The 14,629-nt window shown below is 57.5% G+C and carries 10 protein-coding genes and 2 pseudogenes; 2 read left to right on the top strand and 10 right to left on the bottom strand.

The window, feature by feature from the left end; genetic code table 11:
* Positions 1–128 precede the first annotated feature (128 nt).
* Entirely contained in the window at positions 129–1,784 is a 1,656-nt protein-coding gene (locus CK219_RS23085) for an MFS transporter (RefSeq protein ID WP_063169321.1), read from the bottom strand.
* Between the two features lie 581 nt (positions 1,785–2,365).
* Here CK219_RS23085 and CK219_RS32285 point away from each other — a divergent pair.
* Positions 2,366–2,532 (top strand): annotated as a pseudogene (locus CK219_RS32285) (IS21 family transposase); the annotation flags it as partial.
* A 400-nt stretch (positions 2,533–2,932) separates the two neighbouring features.
* On the opposite strand, the gene CK219_RS32635 reads toward CK219_RS32285, so the two are convergent.
* The 9 genes and pseudogenes from CK219_RS32635 to CK219_RS23035 all read right to left on the bottom strand — a co-directional run bounded on the left by CK219_RS32635 (position 2,933) and on the right by CK219_RS23035 (position 13,224).
* Entirely contained in the window at positions 2,933–3,139 is a 207-nt protein-coding gene (locus CK219_RS32635; protein ID WP_199489648.1) for an SDR family oxidoreductase, read from the bottom strand.
* Positions 3,127–3,408, bottom strand: a pseudogene (locus CK219_RS32630) (SDR family NAD(P)-dependent oxidoreductase); the annotation flags it as partial. The pseudogene CK219_RS32630 and the gene CK219_RS32635, both read right to left, overlap by 13 nt.
* 27 nt (positions 3,409–3,435) lie before the next feature.
* Positions 3,436–3,633: an SDR family oxidoreductase gene (locus tag CK219_RS32625; protein WP_063169323.1), complete on the bottom strand. Its 198-nt coding sequence runs from the start codon at positions 3,631–3,633 to the stop codon at positions 3,436–3,438.
* A 739-nt stretch (positions 3,634–4,372) separates the two neighbouring features.
* Positions 4,373–5,266, bottom strand: a complete 894-nt coding sequence (locus tag CK219_RS23060) for a polysaccharide deacetylase (protein ID WP_224570030.1) — start codon at positions 5,264–5,266, stop codon at positions 4,373–4,375.
* A gap of 145 nt (positions 5,267–5,411) precedes the next feature.
* Positions 5,412–6,815: an aspartate aminotransferase family protein gene (locus tag CK219_RS23055; protein ID WP_063169325.1), complete on the bottom strand. Its 1,404-nt coding sequence runs from the start codon at positions 6,813–6,815 to the stop codon at positions 5,412–5,414.
* Between the two features lie 13 nt (positions 6,816–6,828).
* Complete coding sequence (locus CK219_RS23050; RefSeq protein ID WP_063169326.1) at positions 6,829–8,307, bottom strand: NAD-dependent succinate-semialdehyde dehydrogenase; 1,479 nt, start codon at positions 8,305–8,307, stop codon at positions 6,829–6,831.
* Between the two features lie 973 nt (positions 8,308–9,280).
* Positions 9,281–10,459 carry a Xaa-Pro peptidase family protein gene (locus CK219_RS23045; protein WP_063169327.1) on the bottom strand — a complete coding sequence of 393 codons (1,179 nt, stop codon included), beginning with the start codon at positions 10,457–10,459 and terminating at the stop codon, positions 9,281–9,283.
* Positions 10,460–10,860: 401 nt separating this feature from the next.
* Positions 10,861–12,009 (bottom strand): M20 family metallopeptidase, encoded by a 1,149-nt coding sequence (locus tag CK219_RS23040; RefSeq protein ID WP_063169328.1) that lies wholly within the window; start codon positions 12,007–12,009, stop codon positions 10,861–10,863.
* A 36-nt stretch (positions 12,010–12,045) separates the two neighbouring features.
* The gene (locus tag CK219_RS23035) at positions 12,046–13,224 is read right to left on the bottom strand and encodes an aminotransferase class V-fold PLP-dependent enzyme (RefSeq protein ID WP_063169329.1); all 1,179 of its coding nucleotides are present in this window, start codon (positions 13,222–13,224) and stop codon (positions 12,046–12,048) included.
* Between the two features lie 844 nt (positions 13,225–14,068).
* On the opposite strand from CK219_RS23035, the gene CK219_RS23030 reads away from it, so the two are divergent.
* Positions 14,069–14,536 (top strand): Lrp/AsnC family transcriptional regulator, encoded by a 468-nt coding sequence (locus CK219_RS23030; protein ID WP_063169330.1) that lies wholly within the window; start codon positions 14,069–14,071, stop codon positions 14,534–14,536.
* Positions 14,537–14,629 lie beyond the last annotated feature (93 nt).

Raw genomic sequence — 14,629 nt, 5'->3', positions numbered from 1 at the left:
GTTGTGGCCGGAGGGGTGTCGGGCGACTTCGCCTTGCTTCGAACCGGATGGCCATCCGGTTCGAGGCTCAGTCGCTTCCATCGCACAAAGTCCTCTGCGTGCAGATACAAGGGGTTAACCTCGAAGAGTCAGTGTCGGAGAAAATAACGTGCTGATTCATCGGACTTTAGGGCCGAGCTTGTTGGTCGCTCGATAAAAAGCATGATTTTAGGCGGAAGCTGTCCTGCATGCAATTTCAGCACTTGTTTACCCAATTCCTTGTCTGCTTCCGTGAGACGATGGTTCAGGCGAAGGTAGTCGGTCCAGGTCGGCGTGCGGAATGTCTCTATCCATTGCATAGGCTCCTGAAGGTTGCGCTGGAGAGTCCAATGACGAGCGCCGACGCGACTGTGCACATGCCGGCGCGCCCGCATGAGTTCCAGGAATGCTTCGCGATTTTCCTCGGGCACTAGGTACTCGACTTTGACCACGATGGGACCGCTTCTTGGCTTGAGATTGAGGGCGACTGCCGGTGCGTCGAAGTCCTCCAAAGCATCTGGATCGGATTCGCGGCGCTCGCGAAGGGGAAACAGGAGGCCCGTGGCGGCGACCAGCAGAAGGGCTCCAGCGGAGCCCTCCAGTGCCAAGGTCAGTGAATGGTTCTGGGCCACCGTGCCCCACACCCAACTGCCCGCTGCGATGCCGCCATCGATCAATGCATAGTAAATCGAGATGGTGCGCCCCACGACCCAGCGCGGGCTTGCCAGTTGCACGGTCACGCCGACCCCGGACCAGGCGGTGACCCAGCCCGCGCCACCCATGGCGAGTGCAATTGCCGCCACTGCAATCGAAGAAGTCAGCGCAAGCGAAAGGGAGCATGCCGCGCAGGCGACGCATGCGAGCGTCATCAGCCGCTCTTGTGACAAGCTCCGTCTGAACACGCTGTTCGAGATGCCGGCGAAGACGGCGCCTGTCCCGAATCCGGCCATGAGCGTGCCATAGGCGAGCGGTCCGCCTCCCAGCTGGTCGCGGACAACCAGCGGCAGCAGCGCGAGAATGGCGATGCTCGCCAGACCAAAGAGGGTTCCGCGAGTGATCGCCGTCTTAATCTCCGACGACATCGCCGTGAAGCGTAGCCCGTCATAGATCGCCGTCCTCATCGACTCACGTGGGAGAGGTGATGAGCGAACCATCCACTTGCAGCGCCATATGGTTACCAAAGGGACCAGATAGGTAAGACTGGTTACGGCGAAAGCCGTCATCAGCCCAAAAGAGGCAACTACTATGCCACCGAGCGCCGGGCCTACGGTCCGAACAGTGTTGAAGCCAACGGAGAGGAGCGTGACGGCGGCGGGAACGTCGCGTCGGTTCACCATATCGCCAACCGAGGCCTGCCAGGCTGGATCGTGGAGAGCGCCGCCGCATGCGATCAAGAAGCTGAAGCCGAGGATCATCCACGGATCGACAAAGCCCAGCACCACAAAAGCCGTCAGCATCGCAGATGCCAATACCATAAGGCACCGGCCGGCGAACATGACCCGGCGCCGGCTGAAATTATCAGCCAAGGCCCCGGCGAAGACGGATAAGATGAACGCTGGCAGGTTTGAAGAAGCCTGAACCAGCGCGACCATCAGATCGGAAGTCGAAATCGTAGCCATCAGCCAGCTGATGGCAACAGTCTGCATCAACCAGCCGAGCGAGCTGACCTGCGTGGCGAACCAGATTGAACGAAAGCTCGGATTTCTGAGGGGCGCAAATGCTCCTGGCGAATTTGGATCGGCGACTTGGTCCGCAAGACTGCTCATCAATCTAACTCTTGCCTATGAGCCAGTTTTACATTGCTCCGACAGCCAGCAGCCGCCCAACCCGTTGAAGGTCCGAATCGGCCAATGTGCGCAAATAGTTACAACGCCCGGCAGGAGATTGAACTCGCTGCCGGGCCGATGCGCCTTGGGAGGAGGCGTAGTTGGAACCTTTGTGAAGACTTGGAACCAGCCGCATCAGGCCAGCCTACACTTACAATATGAGGATCAGACCACTCCAGGATTTTAGTGCATTGAATGGGTACTCTTCCAGCAATCCTCGCCAACAAATGCAGGAGATCGGCGTCGAGCTCCTAAATCTGCATAATATCGGTGATTCGCGGGCGAGCAGTGCAGTGGGCACATTCTCCAAGCTAAACGCTGAACGGGCTTTTTGCTTCTCAAATCGCCATAACAGGGAGAGATGGGCAAATACTACTTCAATATGCTCCCAAGGACGCTGAGTTGACTGCAGCCTCAGCAGAGCTCTCCGCGTGCCTTTTTGCGGCTCCCCGCGGTGCTCGCGCCCGCCGCGCCTGCAAAGGCTTTCCTCAACAGTCGTTCAGTTCGAGCAGCCTTTGCCAACTCTGACTCAAAAGCTGCCCGACTGGATTGACGGCCTCAGCTTCTTCGGCGGGTCACTGAGGCGATCCGTCTGCTACAACCTGGTGTGGCCAAGGCGCTGTGGTTCGCGCCGACGCTGAACGCGACCGTTGCGACAATGACCGAGCAGTACGACACTGCCATATTGATCGCTGGGAAGCGCGCGAAGGGTAAATTCAACTTGCCCACCACCGCGATCAAATGTGCGCCGGGTAATGGCGCCGCTAACAGGATCGACCACCGGAACCGGTTACCGGCAGAGTCGGTCTGCATCCGGGAATTGCAGGGCCATCCTGTGTATAGGCTTAAATTGCGCTATTCTTCTCTACTGTGACAGGCGGGAGCCGCCGTCGACGGGGATCACTGCGCCCGAGACGTAGAACGCGTCGTCCGAAGCAGGAAGGCGATCACCGCCGCCTGCTCCTCCGGCGAGGAGACGCGCTCGAGCGGATTGGCGCGACCATCAGGCGTTGGTAGCTGCGTACGTGCAGCGCTCGAGTCATGTCGGTGGGGACCACGCCGGGCGCCACCGCATTCACGGTTATACCCTACAGGCCCTGCTCGCCGGCCTGCTGGAGCGTGAGATACGCGATCCCGGCCTTGGCCACCGAATAGCCTACCGTTCCGGGATAGCCCGTAAGCCCGAGGATCGAGCTGACATTAATGATCCGCCCGCCCGGCTGGCGCATCCGCGGCCGCAACTCGCGGGTCAGGCTGATGACTGCACGCAAGTTGATATCGATCAGCGGGAACAAAAGGCATCGTCAGTATCGGCGAGCGACTTCGAACCGCCAATGCCGGCATTGTTCACGAGGACGTCGAGCGTCTCGATCCTTGCGGCATCCAAGGCGGCCAGAACCCGCCCTGCGGCGTCGGGCATGGCCAGATCGCAGACGAGCGCCGTCTGGCCAAGGCCCGCAGCTGTGTCGTGCACTTTATCCAGAACATCCACTAGCAACACCCACGCCTCTTCCGAGCCAAGCCACGCCGCTGTTGCGGCACCGATCCCGCGCGCCGCGCCGGTGACGACGACAGTGTTTCTGACCGGAGCTTAGGCAAGGCTGCCTCCGTCGACCGTAAGCGCGGCGCCGATGGTGAAGCCCGCCGCATCGTCCAGCAGATAGCCGACAGCTGTCGCCACCTCGGACGGCAACCCCATTCGGCCCATCGGATGCGCAGCGATGATCTTCGTCCGGCGCTCGACCTGTGCCGCTTCTCCCCGGGCGAAGGCGACGCCGGCCTCGGCCAACGGCTGGCGATGGTTCCGGGGCAGACACAGTTTGCGCGGATATTTCTGCCGCGTGGTTCAGCGCCAGCGTGCGAGTCATCATCACAACCGCCGCCTTGGTCACCGAATAGATCGGCACGTCCTTCGAGGCCTGCAGACCAGCAGTCGAGCTGAAGAGCACCACCGATCCGCGGCCAAGCTCGCGCATCTGCGGGATGCAGCTTGCAGATTCGCCAAATGGCCCCGACGTTGAAGCTGAACATGGCTTCGTACCCTTCACGTCTATCAGCCGCTTCATCGCACCGTAATGCCAGCGGCCGCGACCAAGCCCTCAACCGGCCGGCCAAAGCTCTCGCGGGCGAGGTCGACCAGCCCTTCCAGCATCGCCGGATCGGTCACGTCGCAGACAACTCAACGGGCACCAGGACAGGCGGCCAGAGTTTGGTCCAGAGCCTCTTGCGACAGGTCAGCCAACACCAAATCCGCTCCACCCGCCGCCAGCAGTTTGGCACTGGCCGGGCCAAGCGCGCCACCCGCCGGTAATCAGCACCGTTTTTCCGGCAAAGGTCGTGTCAATCAAGATTGTAGTCCTCCTCCAAGATAAGAACTCCCACTGTACCCGCTCTGAAAGCGAATACCGGACAGCGGATGATCCGCGTCATTCCAAATCCATTGGTGACCGCCGCAACGGTCGAGGCGCAGGACGGCTTGCGCCGCCCCAAGAACACCGCACTCTACCGGCGTTCCTGTCTGAGAGTTTTCAGAGACATGAGGACGCACGCTCGGCGACCTGATGATGTGTGGCGAACCAAACGTCACCCTTTGCTTTGGCGCGTCGAATTAATTCTTCTACGATCCAGATCCGTGAGCGATATCCAATGACGTGTGGATGCAGAGTCAGCTGAAATAAATCGGCATCTTGATAGGCCCCTTCGAACTCCCGAATAAATACAGAAAGCACGTCGTCGACTGATAAATCTGGCCGTGAAGACCCATCGGGACTCATCCAAAGATAAGTGGCATCGTCTCGAATCCATTCGACCGGTATTTCAATCACTCCCGTGGGTTCCTCGTCTTCCAGCAGCTCATAGCAACTATCATCGGCCATAAGGGATGAGTCGTATGTCAATCCGGTTTCACGTATGATCCGTAGAGTTGCGTCGGAAAAATCCCAGGAAGGCGTTCGAATTCCCGTCGGGCGTTTGGAAGTGATTTTTTCAAGAGTGTCGGCACTCCTCATCATTAAAGAGCGCTCGCTCTCTGCGCTCAGTTCCGAGTTTAGCTCGTGTATCCAGCCGTGCATGCCAATTTCATGGCCTTCATCGACAACTGCGCGTTGCTCGTCTGGATACAACTGAGCGATCACAGCGGGAACGAAAAAACTCGCCGGAACGTCGTACTTTCTCAAGAGTTCCAAAGCCCGAGGCATCCCTCGTCGGCTCCCGTACTGACCCCAGGATAATCTGCTTAGCGATCGCCCTCCCCTGCGCAATTCGTTCGACTCATGATCGACGTCGAACGAGATGGCGAAGGCACAGCGTTTACCGCCGGGCCACATTGGTCTTAGTGCCTTGCCCGCTCTGACTTTGTTGATGCGCCGCCGCCAATGGCTTTCAGGCCATTCCCAGGGATTGAGTGCGGTCGAATTGGCCACCAGTTCCTCCTGAGCAGTGTCTGCATTGAATTCCGCCGAAAACTCAATGAGCGGAACGCGGCACCAGCTCAGCTGGCAGCCCCGCAAGCCGATCAGGCCGTCGCTTGAGTTTGCGCCTTGATTACGACAAGATGGCCCAACTCATTCAGATTTTCTCACTCTCGCGAACAAGCTCATCCATAACCGAGCGCACGGCGCTTTCTGCGATTGCAACAATCTCCTCCGCCTCAGCTTTGGTTGTAACCAGCGGCGGAGCAAAGCCCAAAATGTCCCCGTGCGGCATGGCCCGAGCGATAAGACCACGGTCACGGGCGGCCTTCGAGATTCGCGCACCTACCTTGAGCGCCGGATCGAAACGCTTCCGATTGTCGCGATCGGCAACGAACTCGATTGCGCCCATAAGACCGACGCCCCGCACTTCGCCGACGATCGGCAACTGCGCGAACCTCTCCTGCAACTGCGCCTGGAAAAACGCGCCGACGTCACGCGCATTGCCGGGGAGGTCTTCTTTCTCGACAATATCGAGGACCGCGTTGGCCGCGGCGGCGCCGATCGGATGACCAGAGTAGGTGTAGCCGTGCGAGAATGCCCCGACCTTGTCGGCTCCATCCTCCAGGACTTTATACACCTTCTCACCGACGATTGCCGCTGAAAGCGGGAAGTAGGCCGACGTCAAACCTTTAGCGATCGTGATGAGGTCTGGCTCGATGCCATAGTGCTGTGAGCCGAACATGGAACCGGTGCGGCCGAACCCTGTGATCACTTCATCGGCAATCAGCAGCACATCATGTTTTTTGAGGACCGTCTGTACCGCTTCCCAATAGCCTTCCGGCGGAGGCGTGATACCACCTGTGCCGAGGACGGGCTCGCCAATGAAGGCGCCGACGTTGTCCGGGCCGAGCCGCTCGATCAACTGATCAAGCTCGGCGGCGCGGCGAGCGGAGAATTCGCGCTCGGTTTCGCCCGGGGTTGCGCCCCAGTAATGATGTGGAACACCCGTGTGAACAATCTGCGGAAGTGGCAGGTCCATGTGGTCGTGATAAAAGCTCATGCCCGTCATCGAGCCCGACACGACGCTGCAGCCGTGATAGCCGCGTTCACGGGAGATGATCTTCTTTTTGGTCGGCTTGCCACGCAGGTTGTTGTAGTACCAAACAAGCTTGGCCTGGGTCTCGTTCGCATCCGAGCCGGACATGCCATAGAACACCTTGCTCATCTTGCCCGGCGCCATCTTCACAAGGCGATCGGAGAGGATCGCAAGCTCGTCGGTCGTGTGCGCCGCATAGGAGTGGTAATACGCCAAGCGATAGGCCTGACGCGAGATCGCATCGGCGACTTCCGTGCGGCCATACCCGACATTGACGCAGTATAGGCCGGCAAAGCCATCGATAAATTGGTTGCCATGCGCGTCCTGGATGCGGATCCCCTTCCCTGTCACCACGATCGTTGGGTCGCCGAGCTTGCCAGTGGCGAAATCTTTAAGCTGAGTGAAAGGATGCAAGACCGAGTTGCGGTCCTTTTCGGTGATCTCTTTGATGTTGATGGTCATTGAATGCTTCCTTTCAGGCCGCGATGTTGCCGATGCAGAGGTATTTGGGTTCGAGATATTCGATAAGACCGTGCCTTGAGCCCTCGCGACCAAGGCCGGATTGTTTCCAGCCGCCGAACGGAATGCCCGGCCCCGTAAATTTTGGAGTATTCACGGCAACCATGCCATATTCGAGCCGGTCGGAGAGCCGCATGGCTCGGTTGAGATCTTGGGTATAGACGTAGGCCGCAAGTCCCATCTCGGAATTGTTGGCTCGCGCGACCACCTCCCGTTCGTCGTCGAAGGGCAGGATTGCAGCGACAGGTCCAAACGTTTCGTCCTTCGCAATCACCATGTCATCGGTCACATTAGCAAGCACGGCCGGCGTGACGAAGTTCCCGCCAAGCGAATTGTGCTGTGCGCCTGCTACCATTCGAGCCCCGGCTGCTAGAGCCTCAGAAACCTGGTGCCTGCATTTGTCAGCACCAGACGTCTTTGTCATCGGACCGATGTCGACACCTGGCTCCAATCCGTGCCCGACCTTTAGTTTACTGGTGGCCTCGGCAAATTTTTCCGTAAAATGCTCGTAAATCTCTCGCTGCACATAAATCCGGTTTGCCGCGAGACAGTCCTGACCGGATGTCGCGAACTTGGCTGCCATGCAACCGGCGACCGCAGCGTTGATCGGCGCATCGCCGAAAAGGATGAAAGGAGCATTGCCGCCAAGTTCGAGCGAGACTTTCTTCACTGTCTTCGCGGATTGCTCGAGAAGGATTCTGCCGACCTCGGTGGAGCCCGTAAAAGAGAACGCACGCACGTGGGTATGCAACAACAGCCGTTTGGCAAGTGGCGGAGCTTCGCCCGTGATCACCTGAAACACGCCGGGCGGAATGCCAGCATCCCCGGCAAGGCGGGCAAGCGCGAGGGCCGACAGTGGCGTTTCGGGTGCCGGCTTTACAATCATTGTGCAGCCAGCGGCCAGTGCAGCTCCAGCCTTTCTGGTGATCATTGCCGCTGGGAAGTTCCATGGCGTAATGGCGACAGTCACCCCGATCGGCTGCAAATGCACGGCCAGCCTGCTTGCGGGGAGATGGCTGGGAATCGTTTCGCCGTAAGCCCGCTCCCCTTCCCCTGCAAACCAATCTAAAAAGCCGGCAGCGTATGAAACTTCGCCGCGGGCTTCAGCAATCGGTTTTCCTTGCTCGGCCGTTATGATGACAGCCAGGTCTTCGGCGCTCTCCCGCATGCCTGCCGCCCATTTCCGCAGATATGCACCACGCTGTAACGGAAGCATGTCGCGCCACTTGAGGAACGCTGCTCTTGCGCAATGGACCGCGTCGTCAACGTCGGCGTCTGCGCAAGCCGCAACTTGAGCGATCTCGTCACCGCTGGCAGGATCAAACACGGCAAGAGTATCTGATTTGGAGAGCCAGGCGCCGTTCAGATACGCATCACCACGCAAAAGGTCTGGCCGTTTGAGCCTGCGTAATGCCGTGATTGACGTACCCCTCATCTAAGACTCCAATGGTATGCTGATGCCTTTAGGTTATTGCTGCCACAGCGCCGATCGGCAGCGCAGTTGATGCCCCTTTAGCTGCATTCCTGCAAACAGCAGCCAATTCGCGTAGAATTGGACACGGCTCACAACTTCACTTGCCAGGAGGCTTAGCGACCGCGAGCGAAGGTCGCGCTGGTCGCCGGCGGCGCGGAAAGTAGTTGGTTCCAGCGCCGATCTCCCGATCCCGAGTTCCCGATCTGGCCTCGTGGCATTAAGTTCTCGACCGACACCGATCAGGCGCACTGACGCAGGCGCAACCGCCTCGAATCTTAGACGGAACTCGCCGCAAGGCTACTTTCGTCCGGCACTGTGCAGGGTGACCGCGACCGCTTCAGACACGATGGCATCGCGGACGACTTCATTCGGAAGGAGGTCTTGGGGTCCCGAAATTGAGGTCCCCGCGATAACCCAGACATTCACTTGGTGAAGTGGTGAAGTCGCACGAAACAGCAGAAAAGGATGAAGCGAGCCCCGGGCAAAAGGCGAGCTTCGCTGCCGAGCCATCTATCGGGAACAACGTGTGCTGATGTCGCGACGTGTTGCACGGACGGGGCGGACCATACTCGCGTTCCCACCGGCGCGCAGGGTTGGCAAGAGCCCGCTTCAGGCGCGCGTAAACTCGTCCTCAATGCTCCTCAAAAGCTAAGTCCTCTTGCGTCATCCGCGCATTTGTAGAATGGGGCAACGTTCACGCCGCGCTCGCGTCACAGGTGGCTCATTTCGGCCTACGGATCTTAATCTCCGCTGATGCAGAGAACTCATGTGCTAGGCGAGATTCTCCTGTCCCAGAGGTTGGGCATGCCGCACCTCTCAGACAGCGCCGTCCTTAAGCTAGATCCGTTCATCCGCTCGCCGCAGAAACAAATTTCAACCGGCTTCGAACGGACCCAGTGAGATCGCAAAACGATTTGGGTCACATCCAAATCACCTAGTCCACGACGATCAAGCGGCGATCAACATCTGCCAATCGCTCACCGCCCCTTTCGGTTACAATAAATGATTCAGAGATGGCGGCGCCGAACCCTTCGAGCCTAACCCCCGACTGAAAATGGAAGCACATTCCTGGTTGTAGGATGGTCTTGTCGCCCGCGCGAATACTAACCGTGCGTTCGCCCCATTCCGGCGGGAAGTTGAGTCCGATTGAATAGCCGGAGCGGCCTATCTTGATATACCCGTTCCGCTTGAGGATATCTTGCCACACCGCATTAAGCTCCTCAACGACGGTACCAGGCTTTGCCATCTCGAGCACAGCATCCCCGCCTTCCACTATAACCTCAGCAAGACGCGAGACCTCTGCGGGTGGCTTTCCGATGTGGACGGTGCGGCACAGCGGCGCACAGTAGCGGCGTCGGGTGGCGCCGAACTCCATGAGAACCAGGCCAGAGGTCGGCAAGGGCTCCTCGGTCCAACTGAGGTGCGGAGCGTTCGTTTGTTCGCTAGTCTGGATAAGAGGAGGACCGCTAGAGTCGCCATATTTACCGTCCACCCCTCGTGTCTGGGCCCGGTACACCTCCGCGACGACCTCATGTTGCGGCACTCCAGGCCTTAGGTTAGCGATTGCCGTCTGCATCGTATGCGTTGCAAGGTGGCCCGCTTCTCTCATGTAGACTAGTTCAAGGTCAGATTTTATAAGCCGTGCCCAATTGACTAATTCGCGGCTATCAGAGAATTTTGCATTCGGAAGGCCTTTGACGAGATGTTGATGTGCTCGGGCAGTATAGAAGTGGGCGTTAAGCTCGACACCGATTCGATCAGATCCCCAGCCGCGCGAATTGATAAGCTCGCAAAGATCGTCAAATGGATGTAATTCTGGATGTTGAAGTCTATGATCGGAAAATGAGCTTATATTTTCTCTAGGCAGATCCGTCGTTATATAAGCGGAATTTACATCGACGAAACGTCCGAACCAGAGGGGCATGTCCGACTGGAGATGCACTAAGACCACCTGAGGCACGTAGAACGAATAGCCGTCAAAGCCGGTAAGCCAATACATATTCGCGGGATCCTGGCAGATCAGCAAGTCCAGCCCCGCTCGCTCCATCCGCTGCTTCACGTCATGAACACGACGCCGAAACTCCTCGGGCGGAAATGGCTTCTCATATTTCATCTCGTCGAGTCCTTCAAAACAGGCATTCCTCGAACGGATCAGGCATTCGTCCTGTCCGCATACTTTCTCTTCGTATCACGTCACAAGAGGCTGTTTTCCCCGAGGATTTCTTCTTGTCGCGGAAAATCTGCATTTCCTAGGCACTTGCCGTACGTTATCCGCATATGAGCGCCAAATTTTCGGTGGCTCTGCGTCTCCGGTGGAAGATCATGCCCTCCCTATGGTGAAGACGCACTCTGCCTGTCGCAACAGAATTTCAAGCACGGGCGGCAAGATCTACGTGGGAAGCGCCGACGAGACCAGCGAAGATCGGGACGTTGCGGCCGCCACGCTCATGCAGCATCCGGGGCGTCCGCGGCCCAATGGACGGGGTTTGAGCACCCCCATCAGGCCGGCCACTCCTAATATGTGAGCATGATTCTCTGGTACAAATCAGCAGCCTTGGTCAGTTGATCGATTTCAACGAACTCGTTGTTCGTATGGGCTTGGGCAGTACGCCCGGGTCCGATAATCACACACGGGATCCCAGCCAATGACAGCTGATTTGCATCCGAGCCGCCGGTGGCTCCCTTCTGCTCTCCGGTCCCCGCGACGTGGGCACAAGCCGCTCCTGCGACTGCTGCAATTTTGCTCGACCCGGAACTGATTGGAGGCGGGTCTTCCAATGCGGGAAGCAATGACCGAACATTGATCTTGTCTTCGCCCTGGCGAAGGCCTTCCAGTATGCTTTCTACCTCCGCCAACGCGTCCTGCGGCCGCTCCCCGGGTATGAGACGCCGATCGACCCAGATACGGCATACCGGCGGTACAGTGGTAAGTTCCAAACCTCCTTCGATGAGGCTCACGGTCAGCTGTGATGACCCTACCAATGGGTGCTGCGCCCGAGACACAAGGGATCGATGGTGCTCATCAAGTGCCAATACCACCTTGGCCATGCCCGTGATCGCGTTCACTCCGAGATGAGGCTTCGACGTATGAGCCGGTACACCCTGAACCTCGATTTGCCAGCGGACAGAACCCATGTGAGCTACAACGAGCTCTAATTCGGTGGGTTCACCGACTACCGCACCCTCATAAGCGACACCGGAATCGGCTATAGCGCGGGCGCCAAGTTTGCGGTACTCTTCGTCAATGCTGGCTGCCACAACAACCGTGGCCCGGGGCTGCCGTTCACCAAGTGAGCTAAGCGCAATCAACATAGCTGCAAGTGAGCCTTTTGTGTCGCAGCTACCTCGCCCATATATTCGCCCGTCCCGTTGCTCACCCGAGAATGGATCTGATTCCCACCTATCGATAGGAACGGTATCCATATGAGCAATGAATAGAATACGCCTATCGGGTTCTTTCCCAGGTACCCAGGTCAGGAAATTCGAGCGACCATCGGCCACCTCCTGTATCCCGTAAGCCAGCTTCCGCTCCTTGCAAAAACCCTCGAGGAACTTGGCTACACCTTGCTCTCCACTACCTTTTGGCGACAGCGATGGATTGATGCTCTCGATCTTTATAAGATCTTGGAGAAGTCCGATAGTCTCGGCGCTCTGGGTCGACATGTACTCTCCTGTGTGCATGAACTAGCCGTGTCGCTCTTACTTCGACCAGCTCTTGGCCAGATTGATTACGCGATCGACTTCATCGGCGGTGTTGTAAAGATGCAGGGAAAACCGGAGCATGCCTCTGCGTATTGAGACGATTACCCCGTTCTTCGTGAAATGCTCGTGAAGCGACCGAATGCGGGCGTCGACTGGGCGCCCTTCAACAAGATCGCTGGAATCGCCAACGGCTACGATACTTCCAGTGTGAGCGCCTGGTGGCCCGCCGCAGACCGGAAGCCCGATATCTAAGAGACCAGTGGCCATACGTTTTGCGAGTGAGGTAACGCTCTGGTCGATCGCCTCGGTTCCGATATCAAGTAGCTGGCCCATTGATGCATATGCAGCCAACATGCCAGGGAAGTTGTAATGCCCGATATCAAAGCGGGGCGCGCCAGAGCGCAACTTTACAAAACTAGGTACCGGAGCTGATTCTGGCGCGTTTCCGAAATCTACGCTGAAGCGCGCAAGATAGGCCGGGCTCAGCCGATCGGCCCATTCTTTACGGCAATATAAAAAACCCGATCCATAAAGACCCATCAAACCCTTCACAGTGGACACTGCTACACCGTCTACGCCAAGTCGATTGACGTCGGTGTGGAGTATCCCAACAGATTGCGTCGCGTCCGCCAAAAGAAATGCACCGTAGTGCCTACAGGCTTCGGATATCTGCTCCATGACGGTCCGAAACCCCGGAACCATCGTCACCGTCGCCAAGGCAACAACGCGGGTATGAGAATCAATCGCCTTTACGAATGCATCAGGGGGAATTGAGCCGTTATCCGGCTCTACGACTCGCAACTCGACATTGTAGCGGTCTCTGATCTGAATCCATGGCAAGATATTATTTGCGTGTTCCAATTTTGGGCATAGAACGACGTTGTCTCCATCTCTCCAATCGATCGCATTAGCGATGATGTTGATGCCTTCCGATGCATTCTTGGTAATTGCAATTTCATCGTGATCTGAATTGATAAATTGTGCGAACCTAGCGCGAGTACGCTCGACGTGTTCGAGCATTCTTTCTTCGTCGTTTAGGCCATGCAGCCGATTGTTCAAATGAGGCTCGATTGAAGCCAATGTTGTGCTTGATATGAGGCCCTGGTTCGCGACATCCATGTAGATGGCGTTTGCTGTGGCTGGAAACTCCTTTCGGAGGATGTCCAAGGGAAGCATATGGCTTTCTCTCCTGGGAGTGCGGACGGCGGTTGAGCTACCTTGTTCAGGCGATCGTTCCGGCAAGGGTAAGAATGCCGCCAGACTGGTCTGCGCTGACCTGCCCATTTTACACGGTGCTCGTGCCGACTTTGGTCTAACATTCGGTCTCCCACGCCGCATTCCTGCGCCAAACCGCGATTCACGCAGAGATCGCGAGCCATTCTCGCGGATCACTGAAGCGTCTCGACGGAATGCAGCTGCAACAACTGCCTCACGAGAGATCAATTTGGGTAATTCTCAGACCGCGGATAGGGCTTCTTACCAGTGCTTGGAGCGACGTTAGCCTGACTGAGCCGACGACCTTCTCCTCCAGCCCCACACCCATGCGGATCATAGTTCACTCGCGGCCGACGCGCGAGGGCCGTAAGGCATCCGAAAGCCGGGGCCGGTTCATAGCCTGACTCTCATGGTCTCCGATTTATGCTGCAACGCCGACACCCTTGGTGATGTCGCTCCCTAACACGCTTGCCTCGAACTGATGCGAGCGTGCTGCAACTCATGTTTTCTGCGCCTGAGCAACGAGATCGGTAGGATCTTTTCGACCGGGGATCGCCCCCACCCGATCGAATCTGCCGTTCTTGCGCTGGCCCGCAACTGCTCACCAGCAACGCCCATCGATTCAGCGGCACCCCTCAGATAGTTATACTATGCCGGTATTGTGCGCAGATGGCGAAAGAAACGCCGATTTTCTGCGACTTGGACCGACTTTAGCGCCGAGAGGGCGTTTGGCACTTGCTACATTTTGGACGTACGGACTGGCGGCCTTGGCATTGGCCGATATCATCATGAGCAGAGATTGTGAATGGATCTGGATCGAATTGACCGGAAGATTCTCAACGTCGTGCAGCGCAACAATCGCCTTACGACAGAGGAATTGGGCGAACTTGCCGGACTATCGGCTACCGCTTGTCAGCGGAGATTAAAGCGACTTCGAGACGCTGGCGTCATCGAAGCGGACGTTGCCATAGTTTCACCGGAAGCCGTCGGTCGGCCCCTGCTCCTGCTGGTATCCATCACTCTCGAGCGCGATCGCGCCGATATCATCGATCGTTTCAAGCAGGCAATTCGGCGGACGCCTGAGATCATGAACGCTTACTACGTTACGGGTGAAGCGGATTTTATTATTACGGTCTCTGCTCAGGACATGGCCGAGTACGAGGCGTTTACCCGTCGTTTTTTTTACGAACATCTTGAAGTAAAGGGGTTCAAGACAATCGTTGTAATGGATCGGATCAAGGCGTCGTTTGCTCTGCCAATTGCTGAAGAGTAGCCTTCAAAAGAGCCCGCCCAGGCAACCACCACGCGCCTTCCGCGGGTCGCAGTTGTCCCGCACTTCTGAATGTCGGCTGTCCTATTTTGAATG

The organism is Mesorhizobium sp. WSM4313 (assembly GCF_002294725.1).
Classification (GTDB): Bacteria; Pseudomonadota; Alphaproteobacteria; order Rhizobiales; family Rhizobiaceae; genus Mesorhizobium.
This window is presented reverse-complemented; position numbering and strand designations above follow the sequence as displayed.

Excerpts from the sequence above, each read along its gene's own strand:
- CK219_RS23085 (WP_063169321.1), bottom strand. The coding sequence starts at position 1,784 with ATGAGCAGTCTTGCGGACCAAGTCGCCGATCCAAATTCGCCAGGAGCA.
- CK219_RS23055 (WP_063169325.1), bottom strand. The coding sequence starts at position 6,815 with ATGACCATCAACATCAAAGAGATCACCGAAAAGGACCGCAACTCGGTC.
- CK219_RS23050 (WP_063169326.1), bottom strand. The coding sequence starts at position 8,307 with ATGAGGGGTACGTCAATCACGGCATTACGCAGGCTCAAACGGCCAGAC.
- CK219_RS23045 (WP_063169327.1), bottom strand. The coding sequence starts at position 10,459 with ATGAAATATGAGAAGCCATTTCCGCCCGAGGAGTTTCGGCGTCGTGTT.
- CK219_RS23040 (WP_063169328.1), bottom strand. The coding sequence starts at position 12,009 with ATGTCGACCCAGAGCGCCGAGACTATCGGACTTCTCCAAGATCTTATA.
- CK219_RS23035 (WP_063169329.1), bottom strand. The coding sequence starts at position 13,224 with ATGCTTCCCTTGGACATCCTCCGAAAGGAGTTTCCAGCCACAGCAAAC.
- CK219_RS23030 (WP_063169330.1), top strand. The coding sequence starts at position 14,069 with ATGGATCTGGATCGAATTGACCGGAAGATTCTCAACGTCGTGCAGCGC.